16 protein-coding genes are annotated in these 18,926 nt (G+C 70.1%); 4 read left to right on the forward strand and 12 right to left on the reverse strand.

All coding sequences use genetic code 11. The features are described 5' to 3' along the window. Positions 1 to 17: 17 nt before the first annotated feature. From OPF83_RS00075 to OPF83_RS00085, 3 genes are all read right to left on the reverse strand, one after another. Positions 18 to 2,363, reverse strand: a complete 2,346-nt coding sequence (locus OPF83_RS00075) for an excinuclease ABC subunit UvrA (RefSeq protein WP_264885171.1) — start codon at positions 2,361 to 2,363, stop codon at positions 18 to 20. A 133-nt stretch (positions 2,364 to 2,496) separates the two neighbouring features. Further along, positions 2,497 to 4,209: an alpha/beta hydrolase gene (locus tag OPF83_RS00080; RefSeq protein ID WP_264885172.1), complete on the reverse strand. Its 1,713-nt coding sequence runs from the start codon at positions 4,207 to 4,209 to the stop codon at positions 2,497 to 2,499. After that, a complete protein-coding gene (locus OPF83_RS00085; protein WP_264885174.1) occupies positions 4,206 to 4,562 on the reverse strand; it encodes a hypothetical protein in 357 nt (118 codons plus the stop codon). The genes OPF83_RS00080 and OPF83_RS00085 overlap by 4 nt, the downstream gene beginning before the upstream one ends. A 158-nt stretch (positions 4,563 to 4,720) precedes the next feature. Between OPF83_RS00085 and OPF83_RS00090 the strand changes: the two genes are divergently transcribed. After that, entirely contained in the window at positions 4,721 to 5,065 is a 345-nt protein-coding gene (locus tag OPF83_RS00090) for an RNA polymerase-binding protein RbpA (protein WP_264885175.1), read from the forward strand. A 140-nt stretch (positions 5,066 to 5,205) separates the two neighbouring features. Here the strand turns inward: OPF83_RS00090 and OPF83_RS00095 are convergent, their stop codons facing one another. The 3 genes from OPF83_RS00095 to OPF83_RS00105 are packed head-to-tail and all read right to left on the reverse strand — an operon-like array spanning position 5,206 to position 8,573. Next, a complete protein-coding gene (locus tag OPF83_RS00095; RefSeq protein ID WP_264885177.1) occupies positions 5,206 to 5,985 on the reverse strand; it encodes a polyprenol monophosphomannose synthase in 780 nt (259 codons plus the stop codon). After that, on the reverse strand, positions 5,986 to 7,599 hold the full coding sequence (gene lnt, locus OPF83_RS00100) for an apolipoprotein N-acyltransferase (protein WP_264885178.1): 1,614 nt from the start codon (positions 7,597 to 7,599) through the stop codon (positions 5,986 to 5,988). Then, positions 7,599 to 8,573: an amidohydrolase gene (locus OPF83_RS00105; RefSeq protein WP_264885179.1), complete on the reverse strand. Its 975-nt coding sequence runs from the start codon at positions 8,571 to 8,573 to the stop codon at positions 7,599 to 7,601. Before OPF83_RS00105 ends, lnt begins: the two co-directional genes overlap by 1 nt. A gap of 137 nt (positions 8,574 to 8,710) precedes the next feature. Here OPF83_RS00105 and OPF83_RS00110 point away from each other — a divergent pair, with 137 nt between their 5' ends. Further along, complete coding sequence (locus tag OPF83_RS00110; protein ID WP_264885181.1) at positions 8,711 to 9,931, forward strand: precorrin-3B synthase; 1,221 nt, start codon at positions 8,711 to 8,713, stop codon at positions 9,929 to 9,931. 16 nt (positions 9,932 to 9,947) lie between these two features. Here the strand turns inward: OPF83_RS00110 and OPF83_RS00115 are convergent, their stop codons facing one another. Together OPF83_RS00115 and OPF83_RS00120 are read right to left on the reverse strand one after the other, a co-directional pair. Further along, on the reverse strand, positions 9,948 to 11,228 hold the full coding sequence (locus OPF83_RS00115; RefSeq protein WP_264885182.1) for a cobalt-precorrin-6A reductase: 1,281 nt from the start codon (positions 11,226 to 11,228) through the stop codon (positions 9,948 to 9,950). Next, positions 11,225 to 12,004, reverse strand: coding sequence for an SDR family NAD(P)-dependent oxidoreductase (locus OPF83_RS00120; RefSeq protein WP_264885183.1), 780 nt, complete (start codon positions 12,002 to 12,004; stop codon positions 11,225 to 11,227). Before OPF83_RS00120 ends, OPF83_RS00115 begins: the two co-directional genes overlap by 4 nt. Positions 12,005 to 12,081: 77 nt before the next feature. Between OPF83_RS00120 and OPF83_RS00125 the strand changes: the two genes are divergently transcribed. Continuing rightward, positions 12,082 to 12,501: a pyridoxamine 5'-phosphate oxidase family protein gene (locus OPF83_RS00125; protein ID WP_264885184.1), complete on the forward strand. Its 420-nt coding sequence runs from the start codon at positions 12,082 to 12,084 to the stop codon at positions 12,499 to 12,501. Positions 12,502 to 12,531: 30 nt separating this feature from the next. On the opposite strand, the gene OPF83_RS00130 is transcribed toward OPF83_RS00125, so the two are convergent. After that, a complete protein-coding gene (locus OPF83_RS00130) occupies positions 12,532 to 13,638 on the reverse strand; it encodes a Xaa-Pro peptidase family protein (protein ID WP_264885185.1) in 1,107 nt (368 codons plus the stop codon). A 98-nt stretch (positions 13,639 to 13,736) separates the two neighbouring features. On the opposite strand from OPF83_RS00130, the gene OPF83_RS00135 reads away from it, so the two are divergent. Beyond that, the gene (locus OPF83_RS00135; protein WP_264885186.1) at positions 13,737 to 14,666 is read left to right on the forward strand and encodes a 5'-3' exonuclease H3TH domain-containing protein; all 930 of its coding nucleotides are present in this window, start codon (positions 13,737 to 13,739) and stop codon (positions 14,664 to 14,666) included. A gap of 78 nt (positions 14,667 to 14,744) precedes the next feature. Here the strand turns inward: OPF83_RS00135 and OPF83_RS00140 are convergent, their stop codons facing one another. From OPF83_RS00140 to tatA, 3 genes are read right to left on the reverse strand one after another with little or no spacing between them, the layout of a single operon-like run. After that, positions 14,745 to 17,420, reverse strand: coding sequence for an RNA helicase (locus tag OPF83_RS00140; protein WP_264885187.1), 2,676 nt, complete (start codon positions 17,418 to 17,420; stop codon positions 14,745 to 14,747). After that, positions 17,404 to 18,510 (reverse strand): twin-arginine translocase subunit TatC, encoded by a 1,107-nt coding sequence (gene tatC, locus OPF83_RS00145; RefSeq protein ID WP_375546181.1) that lies wholly within the window; start codon positions 18,508 to 18,510, stop codon positions 17,404 to 17,406. The genes OPF83_RS00140 and tatC overlap by 17 nt, the downstream gene beginning before the upstream one ends. A gap of 13 nt (positions 18,511 to 18,523) precedes the next feature. Continuing rightward, positions 18,524 to 18,925, reverse strand: a complete 402-nt coding sequence (tatA, locus tag OPF83_RS00150) for a Sec-independent protein translocase subunit TatA (RefSeq protein WP_264885188.1) — start codon at positions 18,923 to 18,925, stop codon at positions 18,524 to 18,526. Position 18,926: the final 1 nt, after the last annotated feature.

Below are 18,926 nucleotides of genomic sequence, written 5' to 3' on the forward strand. Positions count from 1 at the left end.
ACGGGCGAGGTGCCAGGTCAGTTGACGTACTCGGCGAGGTGCTCGCCGGTGAGCGTGGAGCGGTCGGCGACGAGGTCGGCTGGGGTGCCCTCGAAGACGATGCGCCCACCGTCGTGGCCGGCGCCCGGACCGAGGTCGATGATCCAGTCGGCGTGCGCCATGACCGCCTGGTGGTGCTCGATCACGATCACGGACTTGCCCGAGTCGACGAGCCTGTCGAGCATGCCCAGCAGGTTCTCGACGTCGGCCAGGTGGAGGCCGGTCGTGGGCTCGTCGAGGACGTAGACCTCCGCCTTCTCCGCCATCTGGGCGGCCAGCTTGAGGCGCTGACGCTCACCGCCGGACAGCGTGGTCAGTGGCTGACCGATCCGGACGTAGCCCAGCCCTACGTCGCGGAGTCGTACGAGGATCTTGTGCGCAGCCGGGATTCGGGACTCGCCCTCGCGGAAGAACTCCTCGGCCGTGGCCACGGACATGCCCAGAACGTCGCTGATGGTCTTGTCGCCGAAGGTGTACTCGAGCACCTCGGCCTGGAAGCGCTTGCCCTCACAGTCGTCACACGTGGTGGCCACGCCCGCCATCATCCCCAGGTCGCTGTAGATGACGCCGGCACCCTTGCAGGTGGGACAGGCGCCGTCGGAGTTGGGGCTGAACAAGGCGGGCTTGACCCCGTTGGCCTTGGCGAAGGCCTTCCGGATGGGCTCGAGCAGGCCCGTGTACGTGGCCGGGTTGCTTCGCCTGGACCCACGGATCGCGGACTGATCGATCGCCACGACCTCGTCGCGTGTGGAGACCGACCCGTGGATGAGGGAGCTCTTGCCCGAGCCGGCAACACCCGTCACCACGCACAGCACACCGAGGGGGATGTCCACGTCCACGTCGCGGACGTTGTTGGCCGTGGCGCCGCGGACCTCGATGGCCCCGCTCGCCTTTCGGACCTCGTCCTTGAGAGTCGCCCTGTCGTCCAGGTGTCGGCCGGTCACCGTGTCACTGGACCGGAGACCCTCGACTGAACCCTCGAAACAGATCGCACCGCCTTCGGAACCTGCGCCGGGACCGAGGTCCACCACGTGGTCGGCGATCGCTATGGTCTCCGGCTTGTGCTCCACCACGAGGACGGTGTTGCCCTTGTCCCGCAGTCGTAGCAGGAGACCGTTCATGCGCTGGATGTCGTGCGGGTGCAGACCGATCGACGGCTCGTCGAATACGTACGTCACGTCGGTCAGCGCCGATCCGAGATGCCGGATCATCTTCACGCGCTGGGACTCGCCCCCGGACAACGTTCCCGCCGGGCGGTTGAGGGACAGGTAGCCGAGACCGATCTCGACGAACGAGTCCAGGGTGTGCTGGAGCGCGCCCAGCAGCGGGGCGACCGAGGGTTCGTCCAGACCACGCAGCCACTCGGCCAGGTCGGTGATCTGCATGGCGGAGACGTCGGCGATATTGACCTCGCCGATCTTCGACGACCGTGCCCCCTCGTTGAGCCGGGTGCCGTCGCACTCCGGGCAGGTGGTGAACACGACGGCCCGCTCGACGAACGCCCGGATGTGGGACTGCATCGCCTCGACGTCCTTGGACAGCATCGACTTCTGGATCTTCGGGATGAGTCCCTCGAAGGTGACGTTGATGCCGTCGGCCTTGACCTTGGTGGGCTCCTGCCGGAGCAGGATCTCCATCTCCTCGTCGGAATACTCCGAGACGGGCTTGTCCATTTTGAAGAAGCCGGACCCGGAATAGATGCGCCCGTACCACCCGTCCATCGAGTACCCGGGCACGAGGATCGCGCCCTCGGCAAGTGACTTCGAACGGTCCACCAGGGCGTCCACGTCGAAGTCCGACACCGACCCGCGGCCCTCACACCGGACGCACATGCCGCCGGTGATCGTGAACGTCGCCTTCTGCTTGGACCCGTCGGCCTTCTTGAGCATCCCCGACCCTGACGCGGAGGCCACGTTGAAGGAGTACGCCTTGGGCCCGCCGATGTGCGGTGTGGCCAGGCGACTGAACAGGATCCGCAGCATCGCTCCGGTGTCGGTCGCGGTACCCACCGTCGACCGGGGATCGGAGCCCATCCGTTCCTGGTCCACCACGATCGCGGTGGTCAGCCCCTCGAGCAGGTCGACCTCAGGCCGGGCGAGCGTGGGCATGAAGCCCTGCAGGAACGCACTGTAGGTCTCGTTGATCATCCGCTGCGACTCGGCGGCGATCGTCGAGAAGACGAGAGAACTCTTGCCCGAACCCGAGACGCCGGTGAACACGGTCAGACGCCGTTTGGGCAGGTCCACATCGACCGACCGCAGGGTGTTCTCCCGGGCACCGACGACCCGGATGATGTCGTGCGAATCGGCGGGATGGGTGGTCACCGTGGGCCTCCTGGTCGGGTGGACTGGCCGGAGGCACGCGGCGGGGTATCTGAATGCGTCCGGGATCTACCCCGGTCACGGTAGTCGTCTCGAACGATCGACCGGTACGGAAAACGCCGAACGGGTTGGCCACTCATCCACGCTCCTGCTCTGCCATCGCCAGGTCGTGGAGGCGAGCGAATCGCGCGTGGTCGTCGTCGTCCCATCCCTCACGCTCGGTGACCGTCGCCCACCCGTCGAGGATCTGGTGGTCGTACAGGTGACCGTAACCCTGCGACCCGCCGATCGCGTTCCCCAGGTCGGCGGTGATCTGGAAGAACGTGAGGACCGGCATGTAGAACATGCCCGGATGTCGGCCCTTCCCCGGCGGCTCCGCCAGCCACGCGGGGCGGTCGAAGAGGAGGTCCGGGGTCCACCACACGACCGGGTCCGTCGCGTGCTGGACGTAGAGGACGTGCGGTGGGATCCACGGGGTGTCGTCGTGGCGCAACTCGGCGGGATCCTCGGAGAACCGGACCAGGAGACCGTCGGCGTAGACAGGTTCGGTCGCGGTGGTGCCCGGGTCACGACGCTCGACCAACGACCGCCAGATCCGGTTGGAGTTCGGCGGTCCCATCCAGAGGACCCCGTCGACCGTCGCGCGGATGTCCTGGATCCCCGAGAACGCCGCTTCGCCGGCCTGCGTGCCGAGGCTCTCGCCGTACACGTAGAGGTTCGGCCGGTGCGTGCCCTCCGGGAGCGAGGCGCGCCAGTTGACCACGGCCTCGATGAGTGAACGACCGGCGTCCTCGGCCTTCTTCCGGTCGGCGAGGAACGAGATCCAGCTGGGGAGGTACGAGTACTGGGTGCCGACAGTCGCCACGTCACCCTCGGAGAGTAGCTCGATCGCCTGGGCGGCGTGGGGATTGATCCATCCGGTGCCCGTGGTCGGGATGATCACCACGGACTCGCGCTCCCACGCATGCGTGCGATTGAGCTCCTCGACCACCAGTGCCGAACGGGCGTCATCGGTCTCCGCCGATTCCAGGCCGGCGTACAGGCGGATCGGTTGCTGGGCGGGACTGCCCAGCAGTTCACTGAGCCGCGGTTGCTTGAGCCCGCCGCTGACGAATCTGCGCCCCTGCATCCCCAGGTCGTCGAAGTTCATGACGGACCCCGGTCCCCCGGATCTTTCCGGGATCGTGGGCCTGGACGCGCCGGGGGCGTCCGAGTCGTTCTGCACGCCGGACACCCTGTTGGCGGCCTCGAAGAACAGTCGCGGTACCACGCCCTGCACCACACCGAGAACCAGCGCCAACGCCACCGCGATTCCGGTGAGTCGGGCACTGACCAGCCCCAGGTTGAATCTCGTGCGGAGGGCCGAGACGAACTGTCGGTACGCCCGGCGCAGCAGGCGGGCCAGGATCAGCAGGCACGCGAACACGGCCAGCGCGACCCACGGGATCCGCATGTAATCGGACCACGGAGGGCGTGGGGAATCGACGAGGTCGGAGACCTGGTCCTGCCACCGGATCGCGGTGGCCGTCGCGGTGACGAGGTAGACGACGAGGAGGTACGGGGCGGAGAGGCTCGTGAACAGGAGCAGCTTGCGGCTCAGTGCCTCGAGATCCGGGTGGAGGGTGATCTGCGGGGTGACGGTTTTCTTCCAGAGTGCGCGCAGCCCCACTCCGACCCCGTAGCCCAGGGTCATGGACACGCCGGTGACGATGCCCTGGTAGTACCACGCACGCGGGAGCAGTGAGGGCATGAGTGATACCCACGCCAGCAGTGCCGCGACCACCAGGCCGGTGACCGAGGGCTGCCATCGGATCCACCAGCGCTTGAGCACCGTAATGACCTTGTTCACCGCAGTCGCTCAGCCCTTCGCGCCGCGTCGACGAGTGAGGAGGACATCCGGGCCAACTCGGACGCGTCCTCTCCCTCGGCGAGCGCCGTGGCCAGGTCCTCGCAGGCACACCGGAGCTGGAACATCCGGTCCATCAGATCGGCGGATTCGGCCTCGGAGAGGACCACCGTCCCCTCCGGCAGGTCCTGCATCCGCAGTGATCGACGCTGCTCGTAGGCGCGCTGACGGCAGGAGCGGCGGCAGTACCGGCGCCTGCGGCCGGTGCCGCCTTCGTCGACCGGGCGGCCGCACCACGCGCACGACGTCTCGCCGCGCCGGGGAGCCGGCTGGTCGGTCGTGTCGTCGGAATCCACGCCTGTGAGACTACCCAGGCCAGACCCCGGGTTTTGCGAGGTGCCGGGACGTGGGAACATTGTGGGGTCTCGGGACGTTTAACAGGTCTAGGTAGCACCCAGCGTCTGTGCCGATCCGTCCAGATCGGCGTCGGACGGACACGGCAGAAGGAGTTCGCATGGCAGATCGAGTGCTCAGAGGCAGCCGCCTCGGTGCGGTGAGCTACGAGACGGACCGGGACCACGACCTCGCCCCCCGCCGTATGGCCAAGTACCAGACCCCCAACGGTGAGGTCTTCGAGGTGCCCTTCGCGGACGACGCGGAGATCCCGGGCACCTGGATGTGCAAGAACGGCCAGGAAGGTCAGCTCATCGACGGTCCGGCCGTCGAGGTGAAGAAGGGCAAGCCGCCGCGCACCCACTGGGACATGCTGCTCGAGCGTCGTTCCGTCGAGGAGCTCGAGGACCTGCTCAAGGAGCGCATGGACCTGCTCCGTAAGCGCCGTCGCGCCGGCTCGCGCTAGAAGTACGGCCACCACGCGGCCCTTTCGCCCAGTCGCGTAGAACCACAGGACGCCCCGCCCGCCGATCCCGGCGACGGGGCGTTCGTCGTCCGACGACGTGGCGGATCTGTGCGGAGCCGTGCCGACCCGTGCGGACGGGTTTAGCGGCCGAGGAGCGACGCGAGCTGCGCCCGGCGCTTCTCCCAGCCCCACTTCGCCACGTTGACGGCGGCCTCGCGGAAGATCGACTCGCTCATCTTGGAGTGCCCGATGGTGCGCTCGGTGAACGTGATCGGCACCTCGACGACCTTCCGTTCATTTCCCAGGAGCCGCCACGTCATGTCGATCTGGAAGCAGTAGCCCTTGGACTCGATGGAGTCCATGTCCATCTCGGCGAGGGCGTCCGCGCGGTACGCGCGGTATCCGGCGGTGATGTCCTTGATTCCCACCCCGAGCATGATCCGCGAGTAGATGTTGCCGCCGCGTGAGATCACGTGCCGCTGCCACGGCCAGTTGACGACACTGCCCCCGGGGACGTACCGCGACCCGATCGCGAGGTCTGCGCCGGCGTCGACGGCGTCCAGCATCGCGGGCAGGCGCTCGGGCGGATGGCTGCCGTCGGCGTCCATCTCGACCAGGACGGTGTAACCACGCTCGAGGCCCCAGCGGAATCCGGCGATGTAGGCCGCGCCGAGACCTTCTTTGCCGGTGCGGTGCAGGACGCTGATGCGGCCACGGACGTCGTCGGCGGCGAGCCGGTCGGCGACCTCGCCCGTGCCGTCCGGGCTGTTGTCGTCGGCGATGAGGACCGAGACGTCAGGTGCGGCGACCAGGAGGCGCTCGACCACGCCGGGCAGGTTCTCCCGCTCGTCGTAGGTCGGGATGATCACGAGCGTGCGCTCAGACGGCGCGCTGCCGCCGGGCGTCGTCGGTTCGGTCACTTAGTTCTCCTCGATCTCGGTGTCGGGCCGGCGCCGGGTGCCCAGGGCCGCCCACGCCAGTGCGACGAGCCCGATGAGGCAACTCACCGCTTGGGGGATGCCGCCCAGACGGGTTGCCATCGTACCGGCCGACCCGATCTCCACCTGCGCCACCAACGCCGCGGGTTCAAAGATCCCCGCCTCCTGGCGTACGTCGCCGTCTGGCCCGATGACCGCACTCACACCGCTGGTCGCGGCGATGAGGACGGGGACGTGGTGCTCGACCGCGCGTACGCGGGACATGGCGAGCTGCTGGTAGGTCATGGGCGATCGCCCGAAGGTCGCGTTGTTGGTCGGTACCGCGAGCAGTTCCGCGCCCCGGGCCACGGGCTCCCGCGCAGCGGAGTCGAAGGCCACCTCGAAGCAGATGGCCACGCCCAGGTCCACCCCGGCGGCGCTCACCACGCCGTCGCCGTCCCCGGGCACGAAATGTCCGGCCGTGCGGGCGATCGGGAACAGCGCCTCGAGGGGCTTCCGGAGCGGCAGCCACTCCCCGAACGGTTGGATGTACTTCTTGTCGTGGCGGTCGGTCACGGGGTCGTCGGCGGTGCCGTCCCACACGAGGTACGAGTTGGTGGCCTCACGCTCGTGGCCGGTCGCGAGCACCGTCCCGACGAGGATCGGGGCCCCGAGACGGCGCGAGAGTGCGGAGATCTGTGCGCCCGCGCGCTGGTCGGCGAGCGGCGAGATGTCAGAGGCGTTCTCCGGCCACAGCACGAGATCCGGGCGAGGGACGGTGCCAGCGTCGACGTCGTCGGCCAGTTGGGCGGTGACGCGGAGGTGGTTGTCCAGCACCGCACGGCGCTGCGCGTTGAAGTCGAGCCCCAGCCGCGGGACGTTGCCCTGGATCAGCGCCACGTCGAGGGTGCGGGTGTCCTGTGCCCCGCGCGGTGCGAGTGTGGCCACGGCGACGAGGCCCACCGCCGCGACGGCGGTGGTGACCAGTCCGGTGAGGACGCGTCCGGGCCGGGAGCGACGGAGCAGGAGGACCACCGCGAATCCGAGCGCACCGCCGAGTGTGGCCACGACGAACCCGAGCAGCGGTGTGCCGCCGAGGGACGCCAGTGGCAGCAGTGGGCCGTCGGCCTGGCCGAACGCGAGCCGCCCCCAGGGGAATCCGCCCCACGGCCACGACGACCGGATCCATTCCCACAGTGACCACCACCCGGCGAATCCGAGCAGCGCCGCGGTCGCGCGCGAGGCCGTGCGGGCGGGGCGCTCGCCGTAGGCCGGGAGCTGAGTCCGCACGCCGAGGCCGGCGCGGAGGATGACAGTCGCGCCGGCGCCGAACGCGGCGAGGTACAGCGCCTCGACCACGGACAGGCCCCACGCGGCGTAGGCGCCCACGTACAACCCGACCCACGGGACGAGGAGAAGGAAGAACACTAGCCCCGTCACGAAGCCGATAAGGGCGCCGGTACGGGCGCGCGGCGTGGAGCCGCGCACGGGGGCCAGGACGACGACGACGAGCGCCATTGCAGGCAGGGCCGCCCACCACAGGCCGACAGGAGGGAACGACGCGGCCAGCAGCGCACCGGCCGCAGCCGCCCAGAGGAGCCGGACGACGAGCGGCATCACTCTGCGGTGTCTGCGGGGGTGCCGTCCACCACGAGTGACCGCAGGACGGGATCGGAACCGGTGAGGTCGGGCAGTGGCGGGACCCCCGAGCGCGGATCGGTGGACCACCGCTGCACGGCGTCGTCGGCGGCGACCACCGCGAGTTCGCCCGTCTCCCACCGCGCATACGTCGCGGGCGCGCCGGGGGCCAGGGTTCCGGACAGGCCGTCACGGGCACCGGCGGCCCGGCGGGCTCCGCGGGTGGTGGCGGTGAACGCGGCACGGGGCGAGAGTCCCCGCCCGCCGTCGATCGAGGTGAGGGCCCGGAGTGCGTCCCAGGGGCGGTAGACATGGTCGGTGCCGACGGTGCCGACGGTTCTGACGCTGTCGACGGTGCTGACGGTGGCGGCCAGTGCCACGCCGGAGGCGGCGATGCGCACCAGATCGAGGCCGGTGAGGTCGTCGACGAGCGGGCGGACCAGGAGAACGGCGCCGACCGTGGCGAGCGCGGACAGGTCGTCGTTGCTGAACTCAGTGGCGCCGATCAGCAGCGGTGTGGTTCGGGCGACCGCAGGACCGCCGAGTTCCCCGGCGAGGCGGGTCAGTTCGGCGGCGACCGCCGTGGGGTCGACGTCCGGGCCGAGGACGACGCGCTCCCCTGCGCGCACGCGTGTGTCCACGGCGTCGAGGCCGTGGGACTCGGGCAGCGCGGCACGCACGACGCCGGCGGCCGCCGCGGCCGGGTCGGCAAGGTCGGCCGGGCCGGCCGGGTCGGCATCGTCACCGGTGTTGGACGCGCCGACAACGCAGTCGACGAACGCGGGTGCCACCCAGTCCCCGCCCAGGTCGATGCGGTCCGCCTCGGGGAACAACGCGGGGCCCGGGGCGTCGGCGCCCGCCCAGGTCAGCAGTCCGTTCTCGTACGCAAACGCGGTGGCGTCCCGCGAGGCTGGGGTGAGGACGCGGCCTCCGGTGGCGAGAAGTGCAGGCATGCTCCGAGTATCCCCGAGTGGCGTCGGCGCCGCGGAATCCGCCTCACCCGAAGGACCGGCTCCACTGGGTTGGGACCCGAAGTAATGGTTCCGCTGGGCTGGGCCGACGGAGCGTGGCCGCTCTAGGCTGGACAGACATGACGGACTTCCCTTCCCCGACCGATCGCGGCGACAACTGCCCCGGGACGGTGCGGGTGCACCCCGCCGCGGACGGTGGGCTCGCCCGACTTCGGTTTCCCGGAGGCCGGCTCCGGCCCACGGACTGGGCTGCCCTCGCGCAGATCGCCACGGACCACGGTGGCGACCTCCACCTCACCTCGCGCGGCAACATCCAGGTCCGGGGTGTACGGGACGAGGCTCTACTGCGGGACCGGGTGGAGGCGGCTGGGCTCCTCCCGAGCGTCGCCCACGACAGGGTGCGGAACATCCTCGCTTCCCCCATGGCGGGTCGCCTCGCGGGACATCACGATCTGGGCCAGCTGCCCGAGTTTCTCGACGCGGCGCTGATGGCGCGAGACGACGTGGCGGCGCTGAGTGGTCGCTTCCTGTTCGGCTTCGACGACGGATCCGGAGATGTGCTCGCCCACAGTCCGGATCTCGCCGCCGTCGCGGGGGTCGACGCCAGTGCTGACGGTAGTGGCGCCGGGGTGGTGAGGCTGCACGTCCGTGGGCGTGACACGGGCCTGCGCACGACGATGGCCGATGTGGCGACCGTTCTCGTAGACGTCGCCGCATCGTTCGTCTCGAGCACGGAACGACAGTGGCGTGTCCCGGCGTCCGGGCAGCTGCACGACCTCGTCGTCGTCGCACTGAGGGATCACCCACTGACCACGGGATCCACGGCGGCGACCGGCACCTCCGAGTCACCCGGCACGCACGCGATGACCGTCGGTGGCGAGCCCTCTACCGCGGCAGAGGTGCCGCCGGTCGGCTGGGTGGACACCGACGACGGCCTCGTCAGCCTGCTCGCCGTGGTGCCCTTCGGCGTGGTTCCTGCGCGGCTCGCCGAGTTCCTCGGCGCGATCGAGCGGCCCAGCACCATCTCGGCCGAGCGCGTGATCGGACTCCACGAACTGACCGAGGGGATGGCCGAGCAGGTGGTCCGCGTGCTCGCCCCGATGGGCATGATCTTCGACGCCGCATCACCCTGGGTCGAGGTGACCGCGTGCACCGGACTGCCCGGCTGCTCCCGCTCGCTCACCGACGTCCGCGCGGACGCCACCGCAGCAGTGCGTGAGGGCACACTCCCGGTTGTCGGACGGCAGCACTGGGTCGGGTGCGACCGTGCCTGCGGCGACACCGGTGCAGGCCAGCGCGTCACCGCGACACCGCAGGGCTACGTGGTGGGCCGGCCCTGAGCCGTCACCACCCTGGTCAGCGCGACCCGAAACGCTCCACGAGCCAGCGGGCCGCCTCGTCCACCCGGTGGACGGTCTCCGGCGTCGGCAGACCGGCCGCCTCGGCGGGGTCCCGCGGCCGGTCGACCATAACCACCGGGATGTTCAGCGCTCGCGCCGCCTCGAGCTTCGCGGCCGACGCCCGGCCGCCGCTCTCGCGCGTGACCAGTACGTCGATGCGGTGCCGCGACATGATGGTCCGTTCGGAATCCACCCCGAACGGGCCCTTGTCGAGCACGAGCAGGTACCGCTCCGGGAGCGGCCCGGGTGGCGGCTCCGAGCAACGGATCAGGTAGGCGCCTTGGGAATCACCGGCGAACTCGGACGCGCCGAGCTTGCCGACGGTGAGCATCGGACGCCGGTACTGGCCCCGGACCGCCTCGACCGCGGCGCGCATGTCGGGGACCCGGATCCAGCGGTCCCCTTCCCCTTCCGTCCACCTCGGGCGCTGCAGCCGCAGGAGCGGCACCCCGGTGTCGGCCGCAGCGAGAATGGCGTCGGTGGAGATCTGGACCGCGAACGGATCGGTCGCGTCGATGACCGCGCTGGCACCGGTGGCGCGCAGCCACTGTGCGAGGCCGTCCACGTCGCCGAACCCGCCGATGAGGACCTCTCCGCGGGGCAGCCGGGGCCGGGCGAGTTTCCCGGCCAGGGCCGTCACCACGTCCAACCCAGCGCTCACCAACAGGTCGGCGAGCCTGCGCGCTTCCACGGTTCCGCCCAGGACGAGGATCTTCCCCGGAGTGGTGGAGGCCGGGGCTCCCGCCCCTGACTGATCGTTGACCCCCGCTGCCTGACCGGTGGCCGGGCCTCCGTCTGCGCCCGTGCCCCCGCCCGGATGCGGGCCCTCCACGTCGACCGGCGAGGTGAAGTCCGGATGGCAGATGCCCGGGACGTGCTCCCAGGAGATGCCCGCCGAATCGAGCGTGTCTGCCAGGGTCCGGGACTCGGGGTGCTGACCGGGATCGCCGGCAAACAGGTGGACGACGCGGTCGCCGCGGCCCAGGGCGGCGGAGATCTCGTCGATCGCCTGTCCCTCGGACAGTCCGGAGATGTCCACGACCCTCGCGGTGGGCGGCACGAGGGACATCGCCTCCGCGGGCACCGCGCCGTGGGCGTGCAGACACGTCCCGCTCATCGCGATGAGCCGCGAGGCGCGGACTGTGAGGAGATCGACCGGTCCGGGGCCGACCCCGATGAGGTGGACCGCCGGCGGGGTCTGTGCGCCGCTCCCCCGCGTCACCGCCGGACCGTTCACCGGGGCATCCTCCGCCAGACCGTCTGCGGGACCAGCCTCGCGACGGCGAACATCACCCGGAGCTGCCACGGGATCCACACGACGCCCGGGCGACGGCCCAGTACACGTTCGACCACCGCATCCGCGACCTGGTCCGGGGTCGAGGAGAACGGCGCGGGATCCATCCCCTTCGTCATGCGACCGATCACGAATCCGGGACGCGGGATCACCAGCGTGACCCCTGTGCCGTGCAGGGCGTCCGCCATGCCGGAGGCGAAACCGTCCAGTCCCGCCTTGGCCGAACCGTAGACGTAGTTGGCGCGCCGCACGCGCTGCCCGGCGACAGATGAGAACGCCACGAGCACCCCGCTCCGGCGCGGCTTCATCCGCTCGGCCAGGGTCGTCAGCAGCGCGGCCTGGGCCACGAAGTCGGTGTGGAGTATCCGCGCGGCGGCGCCGGCGTCCCGCTCCGCGACCTCCTGATCACCGAGGATTCCGAAGGCCAGGACGGCGATGCCGATGGGGCCGACCCGGGACTCGATCCCGTCCACGACCGTCCCGTGCGACTCCAGATCGTCCGCGTCGAACTCGACGTGTTCCACCGCCACCGCACCCGCGGCCTCCAGGGGCGCGGCGAGCGCGGAGACGTCCCCACCGGGCCTGGACGCCAGCACGAGGGTGCGACCCCGCGCGAGGCGCTCGGCCACCGCGAGTCCGATCTCACTACGACCGCCGAACACGGCGACGACCTCACCCCCGGAACCCGGCCGGGCAGACGATGATGCAGGAGTGGACATGCGCCCAGTCTCCCACGGGGACGCTCGCTGACAGTGCACGTGGGCCACCCCGGCGGTCTTCTGGCAGGCTCACCGGTATGGCGCACACCCTCGCAGAGTTGTCCGACGACGCCCACGAGTTCCTGTCGACCTACCATCTCGGGACGCTGACTACGCTGCGTGGGGACGGATCACCGCACGTGGTGGCGGTGGGGTTCACCGTCGACACCGAGGGCGGCCTGGCCCGCGTGATCACCAATCGTGGCTCGCAGAAGGCCCGGAATGCCGCCCGCGGTGCCGAGCACGGAACGCGGGCCGCGGTCTCCCATGTCGACGGCGCCCGCTGGTTGACCTTCGAGGGACCGGTCCGCCTCCTCACCGACGCCGCCGAGGTCCGTGAGGGCGAACGGCGGTACGCGCTGCGCTACCGGGAACCCCGGCCCAACCCGGACCGTGTGGTGGTGGCGATCGAGATCGATCGGGTGCTGGGTTCGGCCGCGATGTTCACCGGCGCGTAGCGCTTCACCGGGGCGGAGCGCCCGGGATCGTCAGAGCACCCGGAGGCCGCGCTCACCGGTGTTGAGGTCCCGCCGACCGTCGGCCGTCACCGTGACGATGTCCTCGAGGCGCGCTCCCCACCGGCCGTCGAGGTAGATGCCCGGTTCGACGGAGAAGGTCATGCCCTCGGCCAGCACGGTGTCTGCGCCGGGGGCGACGAACGGCGGCTCGTGCAGGCCCAGCCCGATCCCGTGCCCGGTGCGGTGGATGAACCGCTCACCCAGACCCGCGGCCGCGAGATACTCACGTGCGGCCGCGTCGACCTCGCCGATCGCCACACCCGGGCGCACGGCCTCCCGCGCCAGGCGCTGCGCCTCCTGCAGTTCGGCGTACTCCGTGGCCACCTGCGGGTCCGGCTCGCCCATTGAGTAGGTCCGCGTGCAGTCGGAGTGGTAGCCGCTGGGTACCGGACCACCGATATCCACCACCACGATGTCGCCCTCCCGGATCACCCGGTCGGAGACCCCGTGGTGCGGGTCGGCGCCGTGCGCGCCGGAACCGACGATCACGAACTCGGCGTGCGTGAGTCCCTCGGCCTCGATCGCCGCGGTGATGAGCTCGCCGACCTCAGCTTCGGTCCGTCCCACCTGCAGGTACTCCCCCATCCGTGCATGGACGGCGTCGATACGCCGGGCGGCGTCGGCGAGCTCGGTGATCTCGGCCGGGGTCTTGACGGCCCGGACGTGGTCGATCACGTCGGAGGCCAGCACCACCTCGCCGTCGACGCCCTGCTGGAGCGGCACCAGGTGGAGCGCCGGCATCGCGGTGGACACGGCCACACGCCCGGAGACCTTCGCCGTGACCAGGGCGACGGCGTCGGTCCCGTCCGACCACGGATGCACCGTCGCCCCCACCAGATCGGCCGCGCCGCGAACGGTGTCGGTGAGTTCGAGCGACGGCAGCACCAACAGCGGCCCGGACCCGTCGGCGGCGACCACCAGGGCCGTGAGCCGCTCGTGGGAATCCAGACGCTGGCCGGTGAGGTAGGCCATGTCCTCCCCGGAGTAGACCACCACGTGGTCGATGCCGAGTTCCCGCGCACGGGCACGGACGGAGTCGAGACGGTGCTGGTGGATGTCCGGGGCGGTGTCGTTCATGTCCTCCACAGTAGGCCGACCGGGCCCGCGCGTGCCCCCGACGGCGGCTAGCCTGACGGGAGCCGCACGGCTACCGCCACATCACTCCAGGAGGCACGGTGTCCCAGGGTCCGCTCATGGTTCTCGACAGCGCGGGATTGTGGTTCCGTGCGTTCCACTCCGTCCCCGAGAAGATCACCGGTCCCGACGGGGCGCCCGCCAACGCGGTGCGGGGGTTCTGCGACATGGTCGCCGTGCTCGTCGAGGAGTACTCGCCGACGGGCCTGGTCGCGGCGCTCGACCGTGAGTGGCGGCCGGACTGGCGGGTGGAGTTGCTGCCTTCGTACAAGGCGCACCGTGTGGGCGACGACGGCGAGGAGGACGCCCCGGAGACGTTGGCACCTCAGGTGAATGCGATCCGTGAGGTCCTCACCTCCGCGGGCATCACCCAGGCGTGGGCGGCGGACGCGGAGGCCGACGATGTCCTCGCCACGCTCTCGGCACGCGATCGCGAGGTGTTGGTCGTCACCGGCGACCGCGACCTGTTCCAACTCGCCTCCCCAACCACGACCGTGGTGTACGTCGGGGCGGGCATGAAGAAGCGCCTGGCGTACACGCCGGAGGTCGTGGCCGAACGGTTCGACCTGCCGGCGGCGGAGGACGCGGCCGTGTACGCGGACTATGCGGTACTGGTCGGGGACGCCTCCGACGGACTACCCGGGGTGGCGGGCATCGGGGCCAAGACCGCGGCGGGGCTGCTGCGTGAGTACGGCGACCTGGACGGGATCGTCGCCGCGGCCGCGGACCCCGACTCGGGTCTGACCGCGCGTCAGCGCACCGCGATCACCAACGGCGCCGGGTACCTGACCGCCGCCCGGGGCGTGGTCCGGTTGGGCCAGCGGGACTATGATCTGAAGTTCTCCGGGGATCCCGACGGACACCATGGCGCACTCGACCAGAACCGACTCGACGCACTCGCGGAGTCGACCGGCCAGCCGCGGGCGATCGGGCATCTGGTGGAGGCGACTCGCCGACTCGCCGGGGCCTAGGAAGTGACACCCGCCGACTCACCGAGGGATAGCGCCGGACACCGCACGGAACTGGGCGGCGCGCTGGATCGGGGCCGATCAGGTCATGTGGTCCAGCACGACACCGCGGCGCAGTGAGCCGACCGCCGAGCGCGCATTCCTCGCGAGCTCCGGCTCGGCGACCTGACCCACCTGCGCGAGGACGTCGATCACCAGTCGCGCCGAGCGGACGAAGTCTCCCGCGGTGAGCTCCACACCCTCCTGCCAGGAGGCCGCGAGGATCGAGGACAGCGCCCCGCCGGACACCCAGTGGTGCAGAACCGGGGCGAGTCCGGCATCGAGATCCGGGGTTGCGGGGAGCTTGTGGCTCCGCTCGATCGCGGCGACCTCCTCGGCGACGCGTGAGGTCTCGGAGAGGGCCTGCCGCAGGGTCTCGTCGGAGGGCTCCCGCACTGCCGATTCGGTGCGCGGGTGCGCGACCACCGTGGCGATGACGGCGGCCAGTCCCGCGGGGTCGAGTCCCTCCCAGACGCCGCGCGTCAGGCATTCGGCCACGAAGAGATCCTGCTCGGTGTGGACGCCGGCGAGCAGACGACCCGCGTCGGTGGCCCTGAGGGTGCCCTCGATCGTGTCGAGATAGCCGAGGTCGACCAGGAGTTCCACGATGCGCCGGAACCGACGGGCCAGCGAATCAGCATCGGCGTCGATCTCGGCCTCCAGGGCGGCGACATCGGCATCCGCTCTGGCCCACCGCTCGTGGAGGCGAGCGAGCTTGTCGATCCGAGGATCGTCGTGGAGCGGGTTCTCACGGAGCGCACGGCGCGCGGCCGTGATCCGCGGATCCTTGCGCTGGTGCTTCCCGCCGGTGTTCTTCATCCGACCCTTGGCCTTGCCGCGCAGGTGCTCCATCCGCTGGACGAGCGCCCTCTTGGCGCGGCCGTCCAGCTTGCGGCGCCCCTTGGGCAGGTCGACCCGGCCGACCGGGATCGGTGGCGCGGCGAAGTCGTGCTGACGCAGCCACCCGGTCCATCCTGTGTCGGTCAGACAGAGCAGCGCCGGGTCGGACTGGATGTCGGTGCGGACCTGGAGCACGGTCGCGACCATGCCGAAGCGTTTGCGCCCGACCGTGATCACCGACCCCGCGGTCTGCTTGTGCATGGCGGCGCGCACCGCGCTGAGTCGGTCGTCCCGTGTCGCCTTCTCCGCCCGGCGCTCCAGACGGCTCAGTTCGGCGCGGACCGCCATGTACGCGTCGAGCTCCTCGTCACCCCCGGCCTCGGTGAGCGACGCGCGCATCCGATCCCGCTCCTCGGCCCGCTGCTCGATCGCCCGCGAGCGGGACACGAGGGTGCGGTCGGTCTGGAACTGCGCGAACGACCGCCCGATGAGCGACGTGGCCTCGTCCACGCCGAGCTGTTCGACCAGATTGACCGCCATGGAGTAGTCGGGTGCGAAGGCGCTGATCAACGGGAACCGAGGAGTGTCCACGAGGGCGGACAGGGCGTCCAGGTCGAGATCTGCCTGCTCGAGAACCACCGCGGTGCCCTTGGTGTCGATCCCGCGGCGGCCGGCCCGGCCGGTGATCTGCGAGTACTCGGAGGCGGTGAGCATCGTGTGGGTGTCGCCGTTGAACTTGGTGGTCTTCTCCAGCACGACCGCGCGGGCGGGCATGTGGATCCCGAGCGCGAGGGTTTCTGTGGCGAAGACGACCTTGATGAGCCCGGCCGAGAACAGCTCCTCGACCACCGTGCGGAACAGCGGGAGCATTCCGGCGTGGTGGGCGGCGATACCGCTGACCAACCCGGCCCGGAACGCCTGGAAGTCCAGCGCCTGGAGATCCTGCTGCGGGACCTGTGCGCAGGCGGCGTCGACGTGGGCACCGATGCGCCTGGCCTCGTCACCGGTCGTCAGACGCAGGCGTGCCCGTCGCATCTGCGCGACCGCCCCGTCGCAGCCCGCCCGGGAGAAGACGAAGTAGATGGCGGGCAGGAGACCCTCGTCGTCGAGGTGCTCGATGACGTCCTGTCGCTTGGCCCACTGTGCCCGCTGACGACCGGCGACGCGCTCGTCGTGGTAGCCGGTCCGGGAACGACGACGATGCTCGGCGGCGGAACGGACGGGGACGAGATCGCCGCGGGTGTAGAGCATGTGTGCCAGCGGTACCGGCCGGTGATCGGAGAGCACGACGGCGGTGTCGCCCCGGATCTCGCTGATCCAGTCCCCGAGCTCGTCAGTGTTGCTCAACGTCGCGGAGAGACCGACCAGACGGACTGTCGGGTCGAGAGTGAGGATGATCTCCTCCCACACGACACCGCGCGAGCGGTCACCGAGGTAATGGATCTCGTCCATCACCACACAGTCGAGATCGTGGAGTGCCGACGAGCTGCCGTAGATCATGTTGCGCAGGACCTCGGTGGTCATCACCACGATCGGCGCGTCCGCGTCGATCGAGTGGTCACCGGTGAGCAGACCCACGTTCTCGGGGCCGAACCGCTCACGGAACTGGCGGAACTTCTGGTTGCTCAGCGCCTTGATCGGGGTGGTGTAAAAGCATCTGCCGCCTCCGGCGAGGGACCGGTACGCGGCGTACTCGCCGACGAGGGTCTTACCGGATCCCGTGGGCGCCGAGACGAGTAGGTTCCGTCCCGAGTCCAGTTCGGCGAAGGCCTCGAGCTGGAACGGATCCGGGTCGAAGCCCTCCCCCGACAGGAACGACTCGACGAGGATGCTCTGCTCGTCCGGTCCTTCGGACGGGGGCTCAGATGATGTCGTCATATCGGGCCCCGCCGGCGGGTGGCGCCTGGAGCGGGGACATCGACGACGACGCGGCGTTCCCACCGGGTGCGGTGGCGGATGCCGAGCCGCGCACCGGGGCAGGGCGCTCGAGAGGGCCGGAGCTCGCGACACCGCCGGATGCACCGATGCCGTCCGAGGGGCCGATCCCCGACGCGGCGTCGATGGCCGAGGCGGACTCGTCATCGATGTCCAGCCACTCGGCGCGGGACTTGCTCTTGCGCTTGTCGTGGATCCGGGCGAACTGGATCGAGAACTCCACCAGCAACGTCACCGCCAAGGCGAGCGCGAGCATCGAGAACGGGTCCTGGCCTGGCGAGGCGACGGCCGCGAACACGAAGATACCCATGATGATGCCGCGGCGGGACTTGGCCAGGACCTCGTAGCTGAGCACCCCTGCCACGTTGAGCATGGCGATAAGCAGTGGGATCTCGAAGCTCACACCGAAGATCAGGATGAGGTGGATGAGGAAGGAGAAGTACTGTGTGCCCGACAACGCGGTGGTCTGGACGTTGTCGCCGATCGAGAGCAGGAACTCGAGGGCGTGGACGATCACGACGTAGGCCAACACGGCGCCGCCGATGAACAGGATGGCGGCGAGGATCGTGAAGACGAACCCGTAGCGACGCTCGTTCTTGTGCAGGCCCGGGGTGATGAAGGCCCAGAGCTGGTAGAGCCAGATCGGACTCGCCAGGACGATCCCCGCCGTCGCGGACACCTTGAGGCGGAGCATGAACTGCTCGAAGGGGCCGGTGGCGAGCAACCGGCACTCGTCGCCGTCCCCCAACTGCAGGCGGGCACCCGGAGGGATGTCGCAGTACGGATCGGTGAGGATCTGGCCGAGTGACGGCACGACGAAGATGTTGGAGCCGTACCACCAGAAGCCGACACCGAGCATCACCACGATCGCGGCCACGGCGATGAGCAGCCGCGTCCGCAGTTCGTAGATGTGCTCGATGAGCGGCATGGTGCCGTCCGGGTTTTGCCGCCGCCGACGACGGCGCTTGGACGGCACGCGACCGGCGCCCCCCGAAGGAGAATCGCCGGCCGCCGTGGCTCCGGGATCAGTCATCGATTTCTATGACCTATTGTCCCTGCCCGCCGTTGTACGGGGCGGTGGGATCGTTGTACTGCTGCGGGGCGTTGGGCGCCTGCGGCTGCTGGTACTGCGGCGCCTGCGGCTGAGCCTGGGGTGCAGGCTGCTGGTACTGCGGCTGGGCCGGCTGCTGCGGGGCCTGGGGCGCAGACTGCTGGTACTGCTGCGTCTGCGGCTGGACGTACTGCGTGGCAGAAGGCTGTCCCTGGGTGATGGCCTGCGTTTCCGACTTCTCTTCGGCGCCGTCGTTCTGCATCTCCTTGATCTCGGACTTGAAGATGCGCATCGACCGTCCGAGGCCGCGGGCCGCGTCCGGGAGTTTCTTCGAACCGAAGAGTAGGAGCACCACCGCGAGGACGATGAGCCAGTGCCAGATGCTCAACGCACCCATG

Origin of the sequence: Dietzia sp. NCCP-2495 (assembly GCF_026011735.1) — a bacterium.
Classification (GTDB): domain Bacteria; phylum Actinomycetota; class Actinomycetes; order Mycobacteriales; family Mycobacteriaceae; genus Dietzia.